We start from the raw sequence: 20,680 nt of genomic DNA on the forward strand, positions 1-20,680 counted from the left end.
AAAATGGCAGCAAGACCTATCATCAAACTGGAATGGACCGCTTGGGATAAGATTTTGGAGGGCCTGGGCTTTTTGGCCCTGGTCCTCCTATTGGTAATTCCTATCTACTATTACCCGGAACTCCCGGACCGTATCCCAAAGCATTATGATGCAACTGGACAAGTCACGGCATATGGAGGAAAAGGTATACTTTGGGTGATGCCTATAATAGGATTAATCACCTATGCGGGGCTGTTTTTTATCAATAAAGTCCCGCACATTTTCAACTATCCTACTGAAATCACGACTGAAAATGCAGAAAGGCAGTACCGAATAGCCACCCGGATGATCAGGACTTTGAATGTGATCATTGTGTATACTTTCCTGTATACTTCCTATGGCACTATACAAAATGCAATGGGGATTCAGGTTGGTTTGGGAAAGGCCTTCATTCCTATCTTCTTGATTGCCCTCTTTGGGACAATTGTTGTTTATTTGGTCAAGGCCTTTAGAAAATAAGGGCAATGGTCATCATGCTATAATATGGAAACAGTTACCAGTTGTTTCATCCTGCCTTTATTTTGGTTTTTATTGCGCATGTTACGTTTATTATATTTTTGTTTTTATTCAATAACCGATCGGTCCTTCAGACCTCGCGTGGTGGATACACGATCTTTAACCCGGGGTTGCACCCCTGGCTGATACGGAACGGCCCTTCAGGCCTTACCAGATAGATATCCGGCCTTTTAACCCGGGACGTTGCCCAGAGCTGATACAACGTGGCCCTTCAGTCCTTAACTGATGAAAACCTGATTTAACCTGGAGCGTTACCCAAGGTTGATACAGAGCAGCCCTACTGCCCATAACTGATCAAAACATGACTTTTAACCAGGGACGTTTCAATGGCTGATACCGAGCGGTCTTTCAGACCTTATCGGATTCTGAAATTATCAAGAATCTCAAAAAGCCTGAAAGGCTGACCCGTAAAAGCCCAGACTGAAGTTTAGGCAAGTCTGGGTTACAATGATCAATCGTTGAACCAAAGGCCTGTAGGGCCGTTCTGTGACAGCCCAGACCAGGGCCAAGCGTTAAGAAATGATCCATTGGAATTATTTTAGCTGGGAGCCAGATTTCAGGGATAATGGACAATAATCATTAAGCGTTTAAAAAGAGGCCTGAAGGGCCGTTCTGTGACAACCCAGACTGAAGTTTACGGAAGTCTGGGTTACAATGATCAATCGTTGAACCAGAGGCCTATAGGGCCGTCCAGTTTAATCCCAAACATACCTTTCATCAAATTCAAGCCGATATTCCTTCAAAAACATTCTGAATTCATCTTCAAAACTTACATTCTTGTGATGTTCGGGTTGATTTTGAATATATTTTATTAAAACATTAATTTTTGATTGGCTTGCAGAAAACACTCCATAACCTTTTTGCCATTCAAAATTCCCAATCCCCTGAGACTTCATCCAAATCGAGCTTGACGTTTTTATTTTTAGAACTAAATCTGAAATAGTTATTGTCCTCGGTAATTCGCAAAATATATGAACATGATCTGGATTTGCATAAATCTCATGAACATAGGATTTAAGGTTTGAAGATACCTCAACCATATAAGCCTGAAGTGAAGGTCTAATTTTCTCCGGTATAAATCTATTCCGTCTTTTTGTAGAGAAAATGATATGAAGGTAAACTTTTGATAAGGATTGTGGCATTTTTAAAAAGTTTAAAACTGAATTCAAATTTAAAAACCTAAAAATTTCTTCAACTAAATTAAACGGATATATCCGATTAATTTCCGATCGGTCCTTCAGACCTCGCGTGGTGGATACACGATCTTTAACCCGGGGTTGCACCCCTGGCTGATACGGAACGGCCCTTCAGGCCTTAACAGATGGATATCCGGCATTTTAACCCGGGACGTTGCCCAGAGTTGATACAACGTGGCCCTTCAGGCCTTAACTGATGAAAACCTGATTTAACCTCGAGCGTTACCCAAGGTTGACACAGAGCAGCCCTACTGCCCTTAACTGATCAAAACATGACTTTTAACCAGGGACGTTTCAATGGCTGATACCGAGCGGTCTTTCAGACCTTATCGGATTCTGAAATTATCAAGAATCTCAAAAAGCCTGAAAGGCTGACCCGTAAAAGCCCAGACTGAAGTTTAGGCAAGTCTGGGTTACAATGATCAATCGTTGAACCAAAGGCCTGTAGGGCCGTTCTGTGACAGCCCAGACCAGGGCCAAGCGTTAAGAAATGATCCATTGGAATTATTTTAGCTGGGAGCCAGATTTCAGGGATAATGGACAATAATCATTAAGCGTTTAAAAAGAGGCCTGAAGGGCCGTTCTGTGACAACCCAGACTGAAGTTTACGGAAGTCTGGGTTACAATGATCAATCGTTGAACCAGAGGCCTATAGGGCCGTCCAGTTTAATCCCAAACATACCTTTCATCAAATTCAAGCCGATATTCCTTCAAAAACATTCTGAATTCATCTTCAAAACTTACATTCTTGTGATGTTCGGGTTGATTTTGAATATATTTTATTAAAACATTAATTTTTGATTGGCTTGCAGAAAACACTCCATAACCTTTTTGCCATTCAAAATTCCCAATCCCCTGAGACTTCATCCAAATCGAGCTTGACGTTTTTATTTTTAGAACTAAATCTGAAATAGTTATTGTCCTCGGTAATTCGCAAAATATATGAACATGATCTGGATTTGCATAAATCTCATGAACATAGGATTTAAGGTTTGAAGATACCTCAACCATATAAGCCTGAAGTGAAGGTCTAATTTTCTCCGGTATAAATCTATTCCGTCTTTTTGTAGAGAAAATGATATGAAGGTAAACTTTTGATAAGGATTGTGGCATTTTTAAAAAGTTTAAAACTGAATTCAAATTTAAAAACCTAAAAATTTCTTCAACTAAATTAAACGGATATATCCGATTAATTTCCGATCGGTCCTTCAGACCTCGCGTGGTGGATACACGATCTTTAACCCGGGGTTGCACCCCTGGCTGATACGGAACGGCCCTTCAGGCCTTAACAGATGGATATCCGGCATTTTAACCCGGGACGTTGCCCAGAGTTGATACAACGTGGCCCTTCAGGCCTTAACTGATGAAAACCTGATTTAACCTCGAGCGTTACCCAAGGTTGACACAGAGCAGCCCTACTGCCCTTAACTGATCAAAACATGACTTTTAACCAGGGACGTTTCAATGGCTGATACCGAGCGGTCTTTCAGACCTTATCGGATTCTGAAATTATCAAAAATAAAAGCCTGAAAGGCTGATATAGAGCAGCCCTTCAGGCCTTAAAGGGAAGTCCAATTTCTCATTCTTCATTATTAATTCTTCACTCTTCATTTTCCATTCTCCACTCTTCATTATTAATTCTCCATTTCCCTAGGATCATTTTACTATTGCCTTGGATCCTTTTCCTAACTTTTCACTTACTACTTCCCACCAGCTCCTCCATCCTCACCACCGGGATATCCTTTCTGTTGAGGTCTTTGAGCGGTCGAACTTCTGCTTTGGGATAAACAAATCCCTCATCGGTAAGTGGATACAACATTGGCGCAAGGTTCTGCACTGCTGCCTTGATACCCTGCATAATTGCCCCCATTTTACCTGTTTGCTTGGATAGTTTGGCCTCATTCTCAATTTCAAAAGGCCCGGTGAATCCCTTTTGATGCAAAACTTCCACAAATTTCCTCCAATCCATGCTGTCTCCCAACCCAAAACCCGGCAATGTCGCTTCATAATGATGCCTGTCCCATTCATTGGTGCTGTAAGGAATACCCGCCTTAGCTGCCCATTCCGGCTTCACCCGCTGCATCGGGTACATATTGCCCCAAAAAGGATCCGGCAGATTGCGCGTGGACTTCACATGTATCCTTTTCAACCTGCTCATATCTGTGTGCTCGATCACCGAAACAGGATCGGTATTCTGCCAGATATCATGGGAAGGATCATAGATTTCTCCATGGTTGGGGCTCGGAATCAGTTCGTACATGATCTTCCTTGCCGCCAACACCCCCGTCAGGTTATTAAAGGTAGTGCCATAACCCGAAGAGCGCCAACCCTCCATGGGGCAATTTTCATACAGCACAGTGACACCGAGGTCTTCCGCATATTTGATGATGGGTGAGAATACCCTTTGGTATTCCTCCAAGTTTTTCTCAAATCCGTTTTCCTGATTGCCCAGTTCATGGTTATAACCCACAAATGTCCCCACTTTCACATCATTTTCATCACCACCAAGAAGGTATGCCATCCGGATGAGCCTGAGCAGATGATTTTGGTTCTTTACCCTATGTCCTTGGTCTCCACCGATCAAGTTTTCAAAAGCCCCAATCGACAGGCGCAATTGGGCTGCGTTGAATTTATCTAATATTTCTTTGGCTGTATCTGGATAAAAATGCTCATAATCCATATGGGTGGCCACAAAATCATCACGGGTACCATCTTTTCTAAACACACAGACATCCAATCCCTGTACCCCTGCTTCTTTGGCTTTTTCAATGGTCTGATCCAGGTTGAGTTGATCAAAGGCAGAGGTCATGATCCAAATTTGATTCATAGGTTCTTTGGTTTTATTCCGGTTAAATATATCAAGTGCATCCAGCATAAAAAAGGCATTTTACTTTAAAAAGCCACCGTTAGTCAAATCCATCAAACAATTATGTAGGAAATTGATTAATTTTGAAAATTAACCAATTAAAACAATATGAAAAACCTGAAAAATCTCTCTTTTATTTTGGCGGGAAGTTTAGCGATATGCTTAGCTTCCTGTTCAGGTAAGGAAGGACAGAACACCGATAACACACCTAGTCCCTTTGCTACAGTAACGGAAAAAATGACTGTAAAAGTGGACACCCTATACACCCAATTTGAAAGCCCTTGGGGTATGACCTGGCTTCCTGATGGCAGGATGTTGGTCGTGGAGAGGAAAGGAGAAATTTTAGTGTTTAAAGATGACAAGTTCACAGGAGAAAAATTGACAGGAGTGCCTGAAGTGCATGAAATCAATCAGGCCGGATTGTTAGATATCACTATTCATCCCAATTATGCAAGCAATGGTTGGATTTACCTTGCTTATGCAAGACCTGAAGGAGAAGGAGATGTATTGGTTATTTCCAGAGCTAAGTTAGATGGCACCAACCTGCACAGTCTGGAGGAGATATTCGTATGTGGTCCGGAATGGAAAGGCGGCAGGCACTTCGGTTCAAGAATCGTATTTGACAATGCAGGTTATCTGTTTTTCTCTAATGGAGACAAAGGTTCCCGACCTACCAATGCCCAGGAACTTGACAATGACCATGGCAAAATCCACAGAATCAAGGATGATGGCAGCATTCCGGAAGACAATCCATTTGTAAATACCCCTGGAGCCAATCCTTCCATCTGGACATATGGTAACAGAAACCCTCAGGGCATGATCTACGACAAAACAAACGACAGGCTATGGGCAGTGGAACATGGTCCTAAAGGAGGTGATGAACTCAACCTGATCGAAAAAGGCAAAAACTACGGTTGGCCTGTGATCTCTTACGGCATCAATTATGATAGCACCATCCTTACAGAACTCACAGAAAAAGAAGGCATGGAGCAGCCGGTAACCTACTGGGTACCTTCTATCGCTACCTGCGGAATGACCTTGGTGACTTCAGACAAGTATCCTGCTTGGAAAGGTAATATTCTGGTAGCAGGACTGGCTGGGCAGCAAATTGCCAGAGTAGAATTGGACGGTACCAAATATATGGGAGAAGAAACCCTTCTGAAGGACATCGGCAGAGTCCGTCAGGTATCCCAAAGCCCTGATGGCTACATTTATGCGATTACAGAGGCTACAGGACTGATGATCAAATTGATTCCACAGGGAAATTAAACAAAAGAAATTTAAATGATTTGAAAAGCCATGTTGGAAACAGCATGGCTTTTTTTAATAGACTAAAATCCTTACTTTTAAAATGGCTCCATGCGATCAACTCTCTAAACCTAAAATAATTATGAACCTATCTAAAACCATTATTTTCCTCCTATGCCTAGCCTATGCTATGCCAGCAATAGCGCAGGATGGGACCATCTATCCCCTTGAAAACCCAAAAGAACCAAAGGCCATTCTACTGGGTACCGGTGGCGTGAATGGTCAAACTTTACCAGAAACATGGTTCCGCCAATGGGGAGACCCCATGGCCAGAAATATCTCCACTGCTACCCTCACACCATTCTTGCCGGATCCTGACAAAGCCAATGGCGCAGCAGTCATTGTAGCACCGGGAGGCGGCTTCCGATGGCTTTCCATGGGCAATGAGGGCTGGGAAGTCGCTGAAGCACTTGCAGCACAGGGCATTGCTGCCTTTGTACTTAAATACCGGCTCCAACCAACCCCGGAATCACTTGAGGAATTTAGCGAATCGATGAACAGGAGTTTTGCAGCAGCTGCCAACCCATCTCCAAATACTGCTCCAAGTCCTCCACTAAGAGACTTAAGCAATCAGCTTGAAGATGCAGAGGCAGCCTATGCAATGATTATTAAAAATGCAAAAGAATGGGGAGTGGATACTTCAAGAATTGGCATGATTGGCTTTTCTGCTGGAGCAGGACTGACCATGCATTGTACCTTAAACTCCAAAACCATGCAACTGGCATTTATTGGACCAATTTATGGGGGAATGGGTCCGGTACAAGTACCTGAAAACGCCCCACCAATGTTCAATGTAATTGCTACGGATGATTTTCTCTTCCGCGGTCAATTTGGCGTGATTGAATCCTGGTTCAAAGCCGGCAAGCCTGTAGAATTTCACCTTTACCAGAATGGAGGGCATGGTTTTGGACTGGGAAATCCAAACCGTACAAGCAACCGCTGGTTTGAGGCCTTTACCCACTGGCTGGATGTCAATGGCTTCCTAAAGCCCAAATCAAAAGGATGACCGTTTTGGTCATCCTTTTGATTTTGCTTTTTCATTAACTTTGCCCCATTGAAATTTTATAATGATGGATTTCGATCTGAATTGGCTTTTAAGTACAGATTATACGCAGCCCGATAGTTTTATTATCATTACCACTATTCTACTGGCAGGAATTTTTCTTCGTTACCTCCTTATGGCTTGGATCTACCATGAACTTGTTTATAAAAAATTAGGGAATTATCAACCTTACCGCAGACTCCATGAGCAGGTACGACTCCCTCAGGTCAGGAAAGAAATTAGGTATTCATTTCTAGGTGCGATCATTTTTGCCTTTTCCGGCACCCTCATGCTCATTTGTTGGCAGAAAGACTTAACCCAACTGTATACCCAACTTAACCTTATAGACCTCATTTGGATTCCATTAAGTTTCTTTCTGGGATTATTCATCCATGAGACCTACTATTATTGGCTCCACCGATGGATGCACCTTCCTAAGGTTCTGAAGCATTTTCATCACACTCACCACAATAGCCTTTATACAAGTTCCTTCACATCATTTTCCTTCCACCCGATTGAAGCATTCCTCCAAGCGATTTTCCTTCCTTTACTTGTATTGTTCCTGCCAATGCATTTTTCCGTCTTATTGGCTATGTTGGTGACCATGTCGGTCACAGCAGTGATCAACCATGCCGGGGTGGAAGTCTATGCCAGCTCATCCATACGCTCTCCCTTAACCAGGTGGATCGTCGGGGCTACCCACCATGATCTTCACCATTTAAAATACCGTTGTAATTATGGACTGTATTTTACTTTTTGGGATGTATGGATGAAAACAGAAGATTCAGAGTTTGAAAAGCGATTCCTGGAGCATAGTATAAAGCCGGATACGAAAAAAAATTAAAGCGGACTCCTGATTTCCAATTAATCCATTACCCTTTAAGGTTAACATTTATTTTAGGCATTCATCAGCCCAGGAATTTCAATTGAGAAAAAGGGGAGATTAGCTTTAAGCGATAGATGACAATCGTTCCTGAAATCGCTTGAGGTTTACTGGAAGTGAAGGTAAAGAGTTATTGACTTTCGCCTTATCTCTGAAATTAAGTCTCTGAACCTGGGATCGGTCGCCTCAGGCCGGTATAGATTAATCAGACCATGAGAAAAACGGATTTCAGGAGAAAATTTAAAAAATTTAAAGTACATATCTAAACCTACCCCTAAATCCACAGTGATATCTCTACCTGTGGTCACGATAGGTTCAATATCGGCTTCCTCTTGGTCCTTTGTACGGAACATATAACTGCCTCCAGCGGTGAAAAACATTCTGCTGTTATTGAACCGTTGAGCTTTGTATTTGAACAGAATTGGCAATTCCACCATAGTGGCTTCAGACAATACCCGCTCTACTCTCATTTCTGGCGCATCACTTGGACCCGGATTACCAAAGGTGTGAATATCAGTTGTAAACTCATAAAAACCGATTTTAGGGGTAAACATGAGGTTGAGCTGATCATGAATTCTGAAAATACTGAGAAATCCTAACGAAAACCCAGGGGTATATACCGGGACAATACTCTCAATATTATCTCCTTGTCCGTTATTCAGATTGGTAAAGGCATCAGAATATTTCAATCGGAAATAATTTGTCTGTCCTGCCAGAAAGAAGCCATAAGAAAACAGCCTATCGTCCTGACCTGCCTTGCTGATCTCTCCGAAACGGGCCTGTGAATAAGAATAAACTTGAAAACCTGCTAGAAAAACCAGAAGCAGGATTATTTTTCTCCAATATATATCGAACTTATGCCGAATGTCAGGGGTCTGCATTTTGTGTTTTTAAAACCTACTTTCTCCAAAATAGCAAGAAAATCTTTTCCATCCGGAAATACCTGAACAGATTCAGGTAAATAGGTATAAGCGGAATTGTCTTTGGATACTAATTTACCGATTTGAGGTAAAATATATTTGAAATAAAAATTATATCCTTGTTTCATGGGAAATTTTTTCGGTTTGGAAAATTCCACTATAACTGTCTTCCCTCCCGGCTTCAATACCCTGAACATATCCGCTAAACCTTTTTCGAGGTTCTCGAAGTTTCTTACTCCAAATGAAACGATGACTGCATCGAACTTATTATCTTCGAACAACAACTTCTCCGAATCTCCTAATTGAAGTTCAATGACATGATCAAGACCACGGCGTTTCATTTTTTTTCTGCCCTCTTCCAACATTCCCTCTGAAATATCCACTCCGATAATTTTTTCTGGATTCAAGGCAAGTGCTTCAATCGCAAAATCTCCCGTACCCGTAGCAATATCCAAGATCAGTTTGGGCTGATCTTTCCTGAGCATTTTGACGGCTTTTTTTCTCCAAATGATATCAATACCCAAACTCAGCAAATGATTCAAAAAATCATACTTCTTGCTGATATTATTGAACATTTCGGCTACCTGCTCCTTCTTTCCGGCCTCTTTCTCTTTGTAAGGTACTACTGACATGGGTATAAAATTTTGTGCAATATTACTAAGTAAACCTGAGCAATTGAAAAATGTTGGTGATTAAAGCGCCAAATCTCATATTTTATTGGTAGATAATCTTAGGTACAAAAGGCTCATTTCTGTCAAAAGAATTAACTTTGCATCAAAAAATAGCCATGATAAAAAAAGCCAGCTTTTTAATCAGTAATACAGATTACAAAAAATGCCCTCCTCCGACCATGCCGGAGTTTGCTTTTATCGGCAGATCTAATGTGGGCAAAAGCTCATTGGTCAATATGCTGACAGGAAATAAAAATCTGGCCAAAATATCAGGCAAACCAGGAAAAACTCAACTCATCAACCACTTCCTTATTGATGACATTTGGTACTTGGTGGATCTTCCGGGATATGGCTTCGCCAAAGTAAGTAAAGGCATCAAATCCACCTGGGAGAAAATGATCAGTGATTATTTGACCAATAGGGAAAACCTGGTAGCAGTATGTGTACTGATAGACAGCAGACTGGATCCCCAAAAAATTGACCTGGAATTCATCACTTGGTGTGGGGAAAATGAAATTCCTTTTATTCTTATTTTTACCAAATCAGACAAACAAAGCAAAACCAAAACTCTTGGTAATGTCAGAAAATTTCTTGATTCAGCTAAAGAGATTTTTGGAGATGAACCTGACTACTTCATCACTTCCTCCCAGAATGGTGAGGGTAAAGTGGAACTGGTAAGCTTTATCGAAAACGAGGTACAGGAATATTATGACAGCCACAGGTAAGCCTTGGGCTTTTATGAGGATATTCTATATTTGCAGGCTCAATAAATACATCAGCAATGAAATTCAACGAAATAGCAACTGTTTCCGGCAAGCCGGGTCTATACAAAGTATTGAAACCGACCAGAGGAGGGGTAATCCTGGAATCTTTGGATGCTAAAAAAAGTAAATTGGTAGTGGGAACTAACCAAAGGGTTTCAATCCTGGGTGAAATCTCCATGTATACCATGACAGAAGAAGGTGCTTCCCCATTGGAAGAAATCATGAAAAGCATTGATCGGGAGTTTAAAGGAGACCTTGGACTTGATGCTGATGCAGAAGCCGAGGAGTTAAGGTCTTTCCTTAAGCATGTACTTCCCGATTATGATGAAAGTAAGGTGTATCCTTCAGACATCAAGAAGTTGATTTCTTGGTATAAAATCATCAAAACCGAAGCTCCTGAGGTATTTGAAATTCAGGAAGAAAGCAAAGATTCAGAAGCAGAATAAAACATTTGAGTGGAGCCTTAAGTGCTCCACTTTTCATTTCCGATTCCGGCTATGCTCCCTATACTTCAACAAACAGCCGAAGTACTCAAAAAAGACTTTAACCTACCGGAAATTCATGAGAATTTCACCGAAGAGAGGCTGATAGAAATCCTTTCCCCAATAATCAAGCAAATGCTCGACAGGGATTTTGAAAGGTTACTGCATATCTGCTATCGGATTGATCTGGGTGAACAGCTGCTCAAAAAAATCTTACATGAGTCAGCACCTGACCAGATGTCCTTTGACCTGGCAAAGGCCCTTATAAAAAGGCAGATCCAAAAAATTGAAATCCGCAATAGATATCGGAATGAATAATAAATCCGGGATGACCAATGGAATTCTCCCACTGCCCGGATTTATCAATCTGATTTAATACATTTCAATTTATTGCTATCCAACTGTCAATGCCCTTCGTTTTTTAATTAGGGCCCCAACTTCCTTTACCATCTCAATAGAACCTATATAAAGTGGAGTCCGTTGGTGCAAGGAACTGGGCTGTATATCCAAAATTCTTTCCTCTCCATCAATTGCACTGGCTCCGGCCTGTTCAGCTATAAAAGCCAATGCATTTGCCTCATATAGCAACCTCAACTTCCCTGATGGGGATTTGGTAGTAGCTGGATAAATATAAATCCCACCTTTCAGGAGGTTTCTATGAAAATCTGCCACCAGACTTCCAATATACCTGGCACTGTACTCCAACTTTTTACAATTTTCGAGATACTCCCTTAGACCAGGTTCGAAATGGTTATAGGTTCCTTCGTTGATACTATATATTTTCCCATTTTGTGGGGCTTTCATATCCGGGTGGGACAAGAAAAATTCACCTAAAGATGCCTCATAGGTAAATCCATTTACGCCATGACCAGTTGTGTAAACCAACATAGTTGAAGAACCATAAAGCACATAACCTGCTGCCACTTGATTCCTGCCAGGCTGCATGATATCCTCGGGCTGAATGGGGCTTCCTACTGGAGTAACTCTTCTGTATATGGAAAAAATGGTGCCAATAGAAATGTTTACATCTATATTGGAAGAACCATCAAGTGGGTCTATGGCCACCACGTATTTTCCGGAACTGTTTTGCAAGTCGATGACCTCATCATCCTCCTCTGATACAATGGCACAGACTTCCCCTCCTTTGGTTAGCGCACGGGTAAATCGAATATTAGCAATCACGTCAAGCTTTTGTTGTTCTTCCCCCTGAATATTGGTATTGCCAAAGGCTCCAGCAATATTTGCGAGTCCTGCCCTATTGGTCTCGCGATTTACTATCTTTGCTGCTAATCCTATATCACGCAAAAGCTGGGACAATTCTCCGGATGCAAATGGAAAATCATCCTGTTTCATTTTGATGAACCTGTCCAGTGTGACGCCGACAGAATATGCTAATTTGGAATCACTTGGGGTATAGTACTTGACTTTCATTAAATATTGGAAAAATTATATATTGGAGTTTCTTTTTCGAAAATTACAACATAATTTCAGATGTTAAAAACTTTTGTTTTCAAATTTGGGGGCGCTTCGATAAAAGACGTCAACTCGATCAAAAACTTATCAAAAATTTTATACAATCGATTGCGAAATCATACCGTAATCGTAATTTCTGCCATGGGAAAAACTACCAACGCCCTGGAAGGAATTTTAGAGAAAAAATTCAACAAGGAAGACTATTCTTCGAATATTACAATTTTAGAAAATTACCATTTGGAAATATGCATGGGTCTTTTTGGAGAAAATCACCCTATCCATGCAATTGTAAAAAACTATTTTTTGCAGCTGCAGAGGGACCTTGAGCTACCTCTTTCCAAAGACAATTACGACCTTTATTATGATAGCATCATTTCTTATGGGGAACTTGTTGCTACCAGGATAGTTCAGGAATATTTATGCCTGGAAAAAATCTATTGTATTTGGAAGGATGCCAGAGAAATTATAGTTACCAATTCAGATTACAGATTTGCCAAAGTGGACTGGAATGCCACTGCTGCAAAAATCAAAAAAAGCCTTGTACCCCTCCTTGAAAAATTTCCTGTAGTCACCCAAGGTTTCATAGGTAAAGACAAGGTCGGAAATACAACTACCCTAGGCCGGGAAGGTTCTGATTTTACAGCAGCCATCATTGCCTCCAGCTTGCATTCTGCCTCTGTAACAATATGGAAAGACGTAGAGGGAGTATTGAATGCAGATCCCAAAAGATTTCCAAATACGATTAAATTTGATGAATTAGACTATCATGAAGCTGCAGAGCTTACTTACTACGGAGCTTCAGTCATTCATCCCAAAACCATCAAGCCACTGGCCAACCTTTCCATACCTTTATATGTAAAATCCTTTATTGATCCCAGTAGCCCAGGAACCAAAATCCATCATGTCAAACATGAAAACAAAACCCCCTGCATCGTGGTCAAGGACGAACAGATCCTAGTAAGTTTTAAGGTAACTGATTTTACATTCATCCATGAAGGGCATATCCATCAGATTTATTCCGAGCTTGAAAAATTGAAACTTAGGGTCAATTTGTTGCAGACCTCTGCCATAAGTATTTCCTTAGTAATCGACAAGCAGGTTTTCAAGTTGGAAAAACTAATTGATTCCCTGAAGCAGGACTTCGAAATCCGCTACAATGAATCCCTTCAGCTCATCACAGTCAAAAACCATAATCCCGAAATCATGGAAAATCTGATGAAAAACAAGGAAATCCTAATGGAGCAGGTCACCCGTTCCACTTTTCAGATTGTGACAAAATCAAATTAATTTCTGGATTGTTTTTTGGATTCCAACGAGGTAACTCTTCCCAAATAACAATAAATGTACAAGGAGAGGATAAAGATTGTAAACATCCATCCTTTCTTCAAATCCAGGTTCAAGGGGGAAAATATCATGATAAGCTAAATAAAAAGCTTCATCAAAACCGCCAAAAAGCCTGGAAAACGCCAGATCCATTTCCCTATGTCCATAATAAACCGCAGGATCGATCAAAACAGGTTGTCCTTCCGGACCAGTCATCACATTTCCGGACCAGAGATCTCCATGTAGGAGAGCGGGTCTTTCTTTGGGGAAAAGCGATTCAAGCTTAGGATAAATTGACTGAAATTTTTTGATAAACTCAGCTTCTATTAATCCGTTATAATACGCCCTTCCAATCAAAGGCTCTAACCTTTGGTGAATGAAAAATCCTGCCCAAGATAGCTCATCTTTATTTTGCTGTGGAACAGAAGCGATATAATTGTCAACCTCCAGTCCAAACTTAGACCTGCTGGCCATATGCATTTGGGCCAATCCCACCCCTAATTTTTCCCAATAAGCAGGTTTGGATCTTCCGGTATCTATCCATTCCATTAAGAGGAAATTCCTATCCTTGACCCTTCCAAATTGGTATACTTTTGGAACTCTGAGAGGGGAAAACCGGGACATTATTTCAAGTCCCCGAGCTTCTTTTTCGAATATATCCAGACTTGGTTCAAAATTGACTTTCAAAAAATATGACTTACCTCTTACCTTTAAATAAACTCCTTGATTAATATAACCCGCAGCAATCAACCTGCTTTCAAAAGAAACTTCCTGTTCCCCGGTACTTAAAAACACTACTTGTTCAAAAAACTCTTGGTCATCAAACATATATATCCTGAGACTGTTTCAGGTGTTCCAAAAAATGTTCAATAGAATTGTCCAGGATTTGGTAAACTTCTTCAAATCCATCCTCTCCCCCATAGTAAGGATCAGGCACCTCTAATTCCTCTGCATCTGGCTGAAATTCTCGAATTAAAAACAATTGTTCATGTTGGATACGGTGAATACCAAGTAAGTTTTCCACATTCCTTTTATTGGAAAAATCCATGGCAATAAGGTAATGGGACTCCCTTAAATCTACACGGTTAATCTGTCTGGCCCTATGATTGATTGGTATTTGGTATTTTGATGCACAGTTTAGGGTACGCTCATCGGGCAACTCACCTATATGGTAATCGGAAGTTCCACAACTATCACTTGAGAACTTATGCTCGAGTCCGTACTTCTTGACTTTATGATTGAAAATGGCTTCCGCCAAGGGGGATCTACAAATATTCCCCAAACAAATAAACAAAACTTTAATCATAGTAATTACTGGGGCCGATTATTCTTCATATCCTTTTTCAAGATAGTCAATTTTTAAATTACTTGAAAAGTCTGACACAAAACTAATCGGCATTAACCGCTCAACTCATTTGCTGATTATTCTGATTACCAGAATTAATCAGAACATAATTCTTTAATTCGTTAAAATATTTAATAACAGGTTAAACCGAATAGATATTTATAACTCATTTCGGAATTAAATTTGGTATTTTTTGTTTGTTATTACAAGCGAGGTTAACTTTGCAGTGGCAATGAAACTCTTTTTTACCTAATAAAAAGAGGTTCTGGTTTTCTACAAAAATTAAAGGCAATGCTTCCAAAAAAAAGAAAACCGGCTTAAAACCAAAGAAATACCAGCACAATTATAAATCTCAAAACCTAAAAATTAAATTATGTCATTAGTAGGAAAAAAAGCTCCTTTATTTTCAGCAGGAGCTGTGATTAATGGTGAGGAGATCGTAGAAAACTTCTCCTTGGAACAATTTATCGGCAAAAAAGATGTAGTGTTCTTCTTCTACCCTAAAGACTTCACATTTGTTTGCCCAACCGAAATCTTGGCTTTCCAAGAAAAATTAGCGGAATTTGAAAAAAGAGGTGTAGCTGTAATTGGTGCATCTACAGATACGGAAGAAACCCACCTAGCTTGGTTGATGACGTCCAAAGCAAATGGCGGTATTGAAGGTGTTACTTACCCATTGGTAGCTGACGTAGCAAAAACAATTGCTCATAACTATGGTGTATTGGCAGGTGAGTGGAACTACAATGAGGAAGGACAATTGACCTTCGACGGTGCCCCTATCGCTTATAGAGGAACTTTCCTTATAGATAAGCAAGGAATTGTAAGACACGAGACTATCAATGACTTCCCACTTGGAAGGAACATTGACGAAATGATCCGATTGGTGGATGCCCTTCATCACGTAGAAAAATATGGTGAAGTATGCCCTGCCAACTGGGAAGAAGGTAAAGAAGCAATGACTGCCTCCAGAACAGGTGTTGCTGAATATCTTAGCAAAAACTAATTGGAAATCTTTTAGCTATTAAGCCCTGAACTTTCTGTTCAGGGCTTTTTTCTTGCCAAAATCCGCTGATCACTATCTTTTATCCCATATTGAAGGTACGGTTTTCGAATTCATGACTTAAAACTTAACTTTGCTTCTACTCAATCAATTCTGTTTTCATGTCCAAAAATCAAACTTCTCCAACTCTCAAAAAAATCGCAGTGATCACCATGGCGAGAAATGATGACTTCTTCCTTTCCCGTTGGATCAAATATTATGGAAAAGAGCTAGGCGAAGAAAATTGCTTCATCTACCTGGATGGAGAGGATCAACCTATTCCTGCAAATGCCGGAAAAGTCAATGTTATCCATGAAAAAAGAGTAGCAGAACACGTAATAAAGGCAGAAAAACGTCGTCTAGGATTTCTTTCAAAAGTAGCCCATTCACTGTTGGGACAATATGATATTATCATTGGGGTAGATGCAGATGAATTTTTGGTGGTCGACCCGAAAGTCGGAAAAAGCCTGGCCTCTTACCTCAGTGAAATCGAAATTAACCCTTCAGTTTCAGGACTTGGAATGGATGTTGGACAAATCTTAGGAAAAGAAGCTGACCTAGATAAAGAGAGGCCATTTTTGGATCAAAGAGAATATGCACTGCTTTCCTCTCGGTACACCAAACCATCAGTCATTTCCCAACCTGTAAACTGGGGTTCAGGATTTCACCGGGTAAAAGGGCATAACTTCAGGATAGATCCCAACTTATATTTATTTCATTTTGGGTCCGTAGATTACAAAATGATTCAAGACCGTTTTTTGGATAAAGACAGGATGGCAACTGGAAGAGCCGGGCATATCAAAAAGAGGGCTAAAACCATTGACATTGTCACCAAATCGAAAGCCAAAACAGACGAAAAGTGGCTAAGTTTAGCCAGAAAATTTCAGACTTTTGCCAGACCCTTGTGGGCCTGGAATAAGCCCACAATGCTCAAGTGGAAACTGGTGGTCAGAATACCTGACCGTTTTAAGGGTATTATTTAATCAAGTGCAAATGGATTCCGAAAAAAGAGGGCCAATAGATGTAGTCATAGCCTGGGTGGATGGAAATGAACCCAAACACAGGGAAAAAATGAACCAATACCTTCCTGAAAAGTCACGTAAACAGGTATTCAGTACAGAAGCTACCAGGTTTGCTTCTGCAGGAGAAATCAAATACTGTGTGCTATCCATACTCACTTTTGCCCCATTTATCAGGAAAGTCTTTATAGTCACCGACAATCAGGACCCAAATCTGGGACCTGAACTTGAAAAATATTTCCCCCAAAGAAAAGACGATGTTCTGATCGTGGACCACAAAGTCATTTTCAGTGGTTATGAATCTTACTTGCCCACCTTCAACAGCAGCACCATTGAAAATATGCTTTGGAGAATTCCTGGCCTCTCAGAAAATTTTGTTTACTTCAATGACGACATGTTCCTGATACGCCCTCTAAAAGAAGAGGACTGGTTTATAAACAATGAAATTGTACTTCGGGGAACCTGGCTACCATCGGCAAGTGTCCGGCATGGGTTAAGAAAACTCAAACAACTGGTAATCAAAAACTATGAGCCTAAGCCATCCTATAACATCAAACAGTGGATGTCTGCGAAAATTATGGGCTTCAGATGGTTTTATTTTGGAATGGACCATACTCCTTGTGTAATGAAAAAATCAATTTTGGAGGATTTCTACACCAACAACCCGGATTTACTGATCAGCAATATATCTCATAGGTTTAGGTTCCACACCCAATTCAATGTAGCATCCATCGTCAATCATAGCACACTCGCCCGCGGAAATAAAAATATAAAAAAGTCAGATATTGCTTATCTGCAACCTTCCAAAAGAAAATCGGGATACCTAAAAGAAAAATTGGAAAAATGTGATAGAAAGCAAAACATCAAATTCCTATGCGTTCAGAACCTGGACCAATGTCCGGAATCATTGAGGAAATACCTTTGGAACTGGCTGGAAAATAGGTTTAAATTTCAAAATTCATGAAAGGAAGGGTCATCAAATCCACAGGAAGTTGGTATTCAGTACAAACGGACACTGGCAATATTCAAGCGAGGTTAAGGGGAAAATTCAAGCAGGATGAACTCAAACTGACCAACCCCATCGCCGTAGGAGACTTTGTGCTTATCGAAAAGGAGGAAAACCAATCCACCTCAGTGATCACGGACATTCTTCCCAGAGAAAATTACATCATCCGGAAATCAACCCGGAAGACCCATTTTTCCCATATTCTGGCCTCTAATATTGATCAGGCATTCCTGATTGTCACCCTTAGAAATCCAAGGACTTCTTTGGGTTTTATTGACCGTTTTTTGGTCAGCACAGAGAGTTTCCGGATCCCGGCTACTATCTTGGTCAATAAAATGGATGAATCCTACAAGGAAAAGGACCTGGAATACCTGGAAACCATCAAAGAAATCTATGAACCCATTGGCTATCCTGTTCTGGAGATTTCTGCTTTAAAAGGCGAAAATTTGAAAGAAAAATTCCTACCACTTCTCCAAGGCAAAACCACTCTTCTATCCGGTCATTCAGGTGTCGGCAAATCAACTTTTCTCAATAAGCTGGTACCTCAGGCCCAACAGGCCACCAAGGAGATTTCCAAATTCAGCGCCAAGGGTGTACATACCACTACTTTTGCGGAAATGTTTGAGCTGGGGGAAGGCGGCTTTCTTATCGATACTCCGGGCATCAAGGAGTTTGGTATATTGGATATCGAAGAACAGGAACTCTCTCACTACTTTGTGGAAATGCGGCAATACCTGGGGCAATGCAAATACAACAACTGCAAACATATCAATGAACCCGGGTGCATCGTACTTGAAAAACTGGAAGAAGGGTATATCCATCCCTATCGATACGACAGTTATGTCAATATCTTGTTTGAAGAGGAAAGTCATAAATAAAGTCCTGATTTCAATAACTTTCCGGAGAAATTTTTGGAGCTACATTTGATTTCAAAAACCACAATACCTAAGACCCGATTGCTATGCGCGTTACTTTGGTTACTAATGCCAAAATAACCAATGACCAGGAAGACAAACCCGCTTATCCAATCGGAAAACCTTTCAAAACCTATGGTATCAACACAGCTAATCCACTTTTATTAAACCATGTATTTTTTGTAACATAGGTGCGGCAAGTGGACCATGTCATGTCCTATTTGTTCAAAAAAACTAAACCTGATATACTTTATGAAGAAAATGTATCTATCGTTGGTTGCAGGGGCAGGAATGCTTTTTTCTGTCCATTCAACTACACTGGCACAGGGGGATTATCCCACTTTAAGCCAGGTAACCCAAAGACTACAGGCTATCTCAGGAAGTGGCAGTGCTGCCAAATTGAGCTCACTGACCAAAACCGAGGGAGGAAAGGACATTTGGGTATTAAAAATCGGCAAAGGTGATATGGATAACAAGCCGGCAATCGCAGTAGTCGGCGGTGCAGAAGGTTTCCATGTACTCAGTGTAGAACTTGCCGTACAGTTTGCTGAAAGACTGGTAAAGGAACACAGCCAAATCTTGGAAAGGACCACTTTCTATGTATTCCCAAACATGTCCCCTGATGCTTACGAGCAATACCATGCTTCTCTCAAATATGAGAGGAGGGGAAATGCTTCCAATGTGGACCATGACAGGGATGGAAGAGTTTCAGAAGATGGCTATGAAGATCTCAACAAGGATGGATTGATCACATTGATGCGTGTAGAGTCTCCTATGGGAGATTACATGACTTTATCCTCGGATGAAAGAGTGATGGTAAAAGCCGACCGCTCCAAAGGAGAAAAAGGAGCCTATATGGTATTCCCTGAAAGCAGGGACAATGACAAGGACGGTAAATTCGGGGAAGATCTGAGAGAGGGTATTGCCTTCAACAGAAACATGACTTACAAATTCCCGATCTTTACCCCTTTGGCAGGTGAATATGCTGTATCTGAAAAGGAAAGCCGTGCTTTACTGGATTACCTTTTTGACCAATGGAACATCTATGCTTTTGTTACTTTCAGCCCTGCAAACAATCTTTCTGCCCCATTGAAATACAATGCAGCTGATGCCCGAAAAAGGATCATTACCTCCATGTTGGAAAAAGACGTTGCTATCAATAGCATGGTCTCCGGCATCTATAACAAGACCGTATCCCAAAAAGCCTACAACCAAACCAATCAGGGAACTGATGGGGACTTTTTCCAATGGGCCTATTTCCATTTTGGGAGACTGAGTTTCAGCACCCCGGGTTGGTGGGTACCTGAAGTGAAAGGAGAAGATGGTAAATCTTATAGCAATACCGAGGCAAATTTCCTGGCATGGGCTTCAGGACAAGGGCTAAATGATGTATTTGTTCCCTGGGCTTCGGTCAACCATCCTGATTTCCCAGGCCAAAAAGTCGAAGTGGGAGGCATCAGACCATTCGCATTACATAACCCTCCTTATGCCATGGTCAATGAGATTGCCAAAGAACATACCGATTTCATTATCCAATTGGCAGAAATAAGTCCAAAGATGGAATTCCATAACCTCAAAACAGAAAAACTAGGGAATGGACTAACCCGGATCTCAGTGGATTTATTCAATAATTCTCCTCTACCTACCCATTCGGATATGGGAGAAAAATCCCGATGGTTGAGGAAGGTAAGGGTGGACATCAACAGAGATGCCAAGGACATTATTTCCGGTGACAAAATCAAATTGATTAACAAACTTGGCGCTTACGAAAATGTCAGTTTGAGCTGGATAGTAAAAGGTTCGGGATCAGTGGACCTCAAAGCCGGAGCAGCACACACTGGTTTTGCCACCCTAAATGTGAGACTTTAAACCAA

General features: G+C 40.9%; 22 protein-coding genes. 14 read left to right on the plus strand and 8 right to left on the minus strand.

Annotated elements, in window-relative coordinates; all coding sequences use genetic code 11:
- Nucleotides 1-3 precede the first annotated feature (3 nt).
- Nucleotides 4-498 (plus strand): DUF1648 domain-containing protein, encoded by a 495-nt coding sequence (locus CLV48_RS08260; protein ID WP_106566805.1) that lies wholly within the window; start codon nt 4-6, stop codon nt 496-498.
- 752 nt (nt 499-1,250) lie between these two features.
- Here CLV48_RS08260 and tnpA (CLV48_RS08265) read toward each other — a convergent pair.
- From tnpA (CLV48_RS08265) to CLV48_RS08275, 3 genes are all read right to left on the minus strand, one after another.
- Entirely contained in the window at nt 1,251-1,697 is a 447-nt protein-coding gene (gene tnpA, locus CLV48_RS08265) for an IS200/IS605 family transposase (RefSeq protein ID WP_106566806.1), read from the minus strand.
- Between the two features lie 720 nt (nt 1,698-2,417).
- Entirely contained in the window at nt 2,418-2,864 is a 447-nt protein-coding gene (tnpA, locus tag CLV48_RS08270; protein ID WP_106566806.1) for an IS200/IS605 family transposase, read from the minus strand.
- A 580-nt stretch (nt 2,865-3,444) separates the two neighbouring features.
- Nucleotides 3,445-4,578, minus strand: coding sequence for a sugar phosphate isomerase/epimerase family protein (locus tag CLV48_RS08275; RefSeq protein ID WP_106566884.1), 1,134 nt, complete (start codon nt 4,576-4,578; stop codon nt 3,445-3,447).
- 147 nt (nt 4,579-4,725) lie between these two features.
- Between CLV48_RS08275 and CLV48_RS08280 the strand changes: the two genes are divergently transcribed.
- From CLV48_RS08280 to CLV48_RS08290, 3 genes are all read left to right on the plus strand, one after another.
- Nucleotides 4,726-5,886 carry a PQQ-dependent sugar dehydrogenase gene (locus CLV48_RS08280; protein WP_106566807.1) on the plus strand — a complete coding sequence of 387 codons (1,161 nt, stop codon included), beginning with the start codon at nt 4,726-4,728 and terminating at the stop codon, nt 5,884-5,886.
- 121 nt (nt 5,887-6,007) lie between these two features.
- On the plus strand, nt 6,008-6,931 hold the full coding sequence (locus CLV48_RS08285; protein ID WP_106566885.1) for an alpha/beta hydrolase: 924 nt from the start codon (nt 6,008-6,010) through the stop codon (nt 6,929-6,931).
- 61 nt (nt 6,932-6,992) lie between these two features.
- A complete protein-coding gene (locus CLV48_RS08290; protein WP_106566808.1) occupies nt 6,993-7,811 on the plus strand; it encodes a sterol desaturase family protein in 819 nt (272 codons plus the stop codon).
- Nucleotides 7,812-7,957: 146 nt separating this feature from the next.
- Here the strand turns inward: CLV48_RS08290 and porT are convergent, their stop codons facing one another.
- Together porT and ubiE are read right to left on the minus strand one after the other, a co-directional pair.
- Complete coding sequence (porT, locus tag CLV48_RS08295; protein ID WP_106566809.1) at nt 7,958-8,731, minus strand: type IX secretion/gliding motility protein PorT/SprT; 774 nt, start codon at nt 8,729-8,731, stop codon at nt 7,958-7,960.
- Nucleotides 8,680-9,402 (minus strand): bifunctional demethylmenaquinone methyltransferase/2-methoxy-6-polyprenyl-1,4-benzoquinol methylase UbiE, encoded by a 723-nt coding sequence (ubiE, locus tag CLV48_RS08300; RefSeq protein ID WP_106566810.1) that lies wholly within the window; start codon nt 9,400-9,402, stop codon nt 8,680-8,682. The genes porT and ubiE overlap by 52 nt, the downstream gene beginning before the upstream one ends.
- Before the next feature lie 155 nt (nt 9,403-9,557).
- On the opposite strand from ubiE, the gene yihA reads away from it, so the two are divergent.
- The 3 genes from yihA to CLV48_RS08315 are packed head-to-tail and all read left to right on the plus strand — an operon-like array spanning nt 9,558 to nt 11,005.
- On the plus strand, nt 9,558-10,166 hold the full coding sequence (gene yihA, locus CLV48_RS08305; protein ID WP_106566811.1) for a ribosome biogenesis GTP-binding protein YihA/YsxC: 609 nt from the start codon (nt 9,558-9,560) through the stop codon (nt 10,164-10,166).
- 56 nt (nt 10,167-10,222) lie between these two features.
- The gene (locus CLV48_RS08310) at nt 10,223-10,651 is read left to right on the plus strand and encodes a DUF5606 family protein (RefSeq protein ID WP_106566812.1); all 429 of its coding nucleotides are present in this window, start codon (nt 10,223-10,225) and stop codon (nt 10,649-10,651) included.
- A gap of 51 nt (nt 10,652-10,702) precedes the next feature.
- Entirely contained in the window at nt 10,703-11,005 is a 303-nt protein-coding gene (locus tag CLV48_RS08315) for a hypothetical protein (protein ID WP_106566813.1), read from the plus strand.
- Nucleotides 11,006-11,080: 75 nt separating this feature from the next.
- Here the strand turns inward: CLV48_RS08315 and fbp are convergent, their stop codons facing one another.
- Complete coding sequence (gene fbp / locus CLV48_RS08320; protein ID WP_106566814.1) at nt 11,081-12,118, minus strand: class 1 fructose-bisphosphatase; 1,038 nt, start codon at nt 12,116-12,118, stop codon at nt 11,081-11,083.
- 60 nt (nt 12,119-12,178) lie between these two features.
- Between fbp and CLV48_RS08325 the strand changes: the two genes are divergently transcribed.
- A complete protein-coding gene (locus CLV48_RS08325) occupies nt 12,179-13,447 on the plus strand; it encodes an aspartate kinase (RefSeq protein WP_106566815.1) in 1,269 nt (422 codons plus the stop codon).
- Here CLV48_RS08325 and CLV48_RS08330 read toward each other — a convergent pair.
- The gene (locus tag CLV48_RS08330) at nt 13,439-14,311 is read right to left on the minus strand and encodes a fructosamine kinase family protein (RefSeq protein ID WP_106566816.1); all 873 of its coding nucleotides are present in this window, start codon (nt 14,309-14,311) and stop codon (nt 13,439-13,441) included. The genes CLV48_RS08325 and CLV48_RS08330 overlap by 9 nt on opposite strands.
- Nucleotides 14,304-14,789 carry a low molecular weight protein-tyrosine-phosphatase gene (locus CLV48_RS08335; protein ID WP_106566817.1) on the minus strand — a complete coding sequence of 162 codons (486 nt, stop codon included), beginning with the start codon at nt 14,787-14,789 and terminating at the stop codon, nt 14,304-14,306. Before CLV48_RS08335 ends, CLV48_RS08330 begins: the two co-directional genes overlap by 8 nt.
- A gap of 412 nt (nt 14,790-15,201) precedes the next feature.
- Here CLV48_RS08335 and CLV48_RS08340 point away from each other — a divergent pair, with 412 nt between their 5' ends.
- The 6 genes from CLV48_RS08340 to CLV48_RS08360 all read left to right on the plus strand — a co-directional run bounded on the left by CLV48_RS08340 (nt 15,202) and on the right by CLV48_RS08360 (nt 20,675).
- Nucleotides 15,202-15,831 (plus strand): peroxiredoxin, encoded by a 630-nt coding sequence (locus tag CLV48_RS08340; RefSeq protein ID WP_106566818.1) that lies wholly within the window; start codon nt 15,202-15,204, stop codon nt 15,829-15,831.
- 158 nt (nt 15,832-15,989) lie between these two features.
- Nucleotides 15,990-16,850 carry a glycosyltransferase family 2 protein gene (locus CLV48_RS08345; protein ID WP_106566819.1) on the plus strand — a complete coding sequence of 287 codons (861 nt, stop codon included), beginning with the start codon at nt 15,990-15,992 and terminating at the stop codon, nt 16,848-16,850.
- 10 nt (nt 16,851-16,860) lie between these two features.
- On the plus strand, nt 16,861-17,850 hold the full coding sequence (locus tag CLV48_RS08350) for a Stealth CR1 domain-containing protein (protein WP_106566886.1): 990 nt from the start codon (nt 16,861-16,863) through the stop codon (nt 17,848-17,850).
- Nucleotides 17,847-18,770, plus strand: a complete 924-nt coding sequence (rsgA, locus tag CLV48_RS08355; protein WP_106566820.1) for a ribosome small subunit-dependent GTPase A — start codon at nt 17,847-17,849, stop codon at nt 18,768-18,770. Before CLV48_RS08350 ends, rsgA begins: the two co-directional genes overlap by 4 nt.
- An 83-nt stretch (nt 18,771-18,853) precedes the next feature.
- Entirely contained in the window at nt 18,854-18,997 is a 144-nt protein-coding gene (locus CLV48_RS20525; protein WP_170068996.1) for a hypothetical protein, read from the plus strand.
- A gap of 61 nt (nt 18,998-19,058) precedes the next feature.
- Nucleotides 19,059-20,675: a M14 family metallopeptidase gene (locus CLV48_RS08360; protein WP_106566821.1), complete on the plus strand. Its 1,617-nt coding sequence runs from the start codon at nt 19,059-19,061 to the stop codon at nt 20,673-20,675.
- Nucleotides 20,676-20,680 lie beyond the last annotated feature (5 nt).

This window comes from Cecembia rubra (assembly GCF_003014575.1).
Taxonomy (GTDB): Bacteria; Bacteroidota; Bacteroidia; order Cytophagales; family Cyclobacteriaceae; genus Cecembia_A; species Cecembia_A rubra.

Coding starts and splice junctions, on each gene's coding strand:
- porT (WP_106566809.1), bottom strand. CDS start 8,731: ATGCAGACCCCTGACATTCGGCATAAGTTCGATATATATTGGAGAAAA.
- CLV48_RS08330 (WP_106566816.1), bottom strand. CDS start 14,311: ATGTTTGATGACCAAGAGTTTTTTGAACAAGTAGTGTTTTTAAGTACC.
- CLV48_RS08260 (WP_106566805.1), top strand. CDS start 4: ATGGCAGCAAGACCTATCATCAAACTGGAATGGACCGCTTGGGATAAG.
- tnpA (WP_106566806.1), bottom strand. CDS start 1,697: ATGCCACAATCCTTATCAAAAGTTTACCTTCATATCATTTTCTCTACA.
- CLV48_RS08280 (WP_106566807.1), top strand. CDS start 4,726: ATGAAAAACCTGAAAAATCTCTCTTTTATTTTGGCGGGAAGTTTAGCG.
- CLV48_RS20525 (WP_170068996.1), top strand. CDS start 18,854: ATGCGCGTTACTTTGGTTACTAATGCCAAAATAACCAATGACCAGGAA.
- CLV48_RS08335 (WP_106566817.1), bottom strand. CDS start 14,789: ATGATTAAAGTTTTGTTTATTTGTTTGGGGAATATTTGTAGATCCCCC.
- CLV48_RS08345 (WP_106566819.1), top strand. CDS start 15,990: ATGTCCAAAAATCAAACTTCTCCAACTCTCAAAAAAATCGCAGTGATC.
- CLV48_RS08310 (WP_106566812.1), top strand. CDS start 10,223: ATGAAATTCAACGAAATAGCAACTGTTTCCGGCAAGCCGGGTCTATAC.
- CLV48_RS08315 (WP_106566813.1), top strand. CDS start 10,703: ATGCTCCCTATACTTCAACAAACAGCCGAAGTACTCAAAAAAGACTTT.
- rsgA (WP_106566820.1), top strand. CDS start 17,847: ATGAAAGGAAGGGTCATCAAATCCACAGGAAGTTGGTATTCAGTACAA.
- CLV48_RS08290 (WP_106566808.1), top strand. CDS start 6,993: ATGATGGATTTCGATCTGAATTGGCTTTTAAGTACAGATTATACGCAG.
- CLV48_RS08325 (WP_106566815.1), top strand. CDS start 12,179: ATGTTAAAAACTTTTGTTTTCAAATTTGGGGGCGCTTCGATAAAAGAC.
- yihA (WP_106566811.1), top strand. CDS start 9,558: ATGATAAAAAAAGCCAGCTTTTTAATCAGTAATACAGATTACAAAAAA.
- CLV48_RS08360 (WP_106566821.1), top strand. CDS start 19,059: ATGAAGAAAATGTATCTATCGTTGGTTGCAGGGGCAGGAATGCTTTTT.
- CLV48_RS08285 (WP_106566885.1), top strand. CDS start 6,008: ATGAACCTATCTAAAACCATTATTTTCCTCCTATGCCTAGCCTATGCT.
- ubiE (WP_106566810.1), bottom strand. CDS start 9,402: ATGTCAGTAGTACCTTACAAAGAGAAAGAGGCCGGAAAGAAGGAGCAG.
- CLV48_RS08340 (WP_106566818.1), top strand. CDS start 15,202: ATGTCATTAGTAGGAAAAAAAGCTCCTTTATTTTCAGCAGGAGCTGTG.
- CLV48_RS08350 (WP_106566886.1), top strand. CDS start 16,861: ATGGATTCCGAAAAAAGAGGGCCAATAGATGTAGTCATAGCCTGGGTG.
- tnpA (WP_106566806.1), bottom strand. CDS start 2,864: ATGCCACAATCCTTATCAAAAGTTTACCTTCATATCATTTTCTCTACA.
- fbp (WP_106566814.1), bottom strand. CDS start 12,118: ATGAAAGTCAAGTACTATACCCCAAGTGATTCCAAATTAGCATATTCT.
- CLV48_RS08275 (WP_106566884.1), bottom strand. CDS start 4,578: ATGAATCAAATTTGGATCATGACCTCTGCCTTTGATCAACTCAACCTG.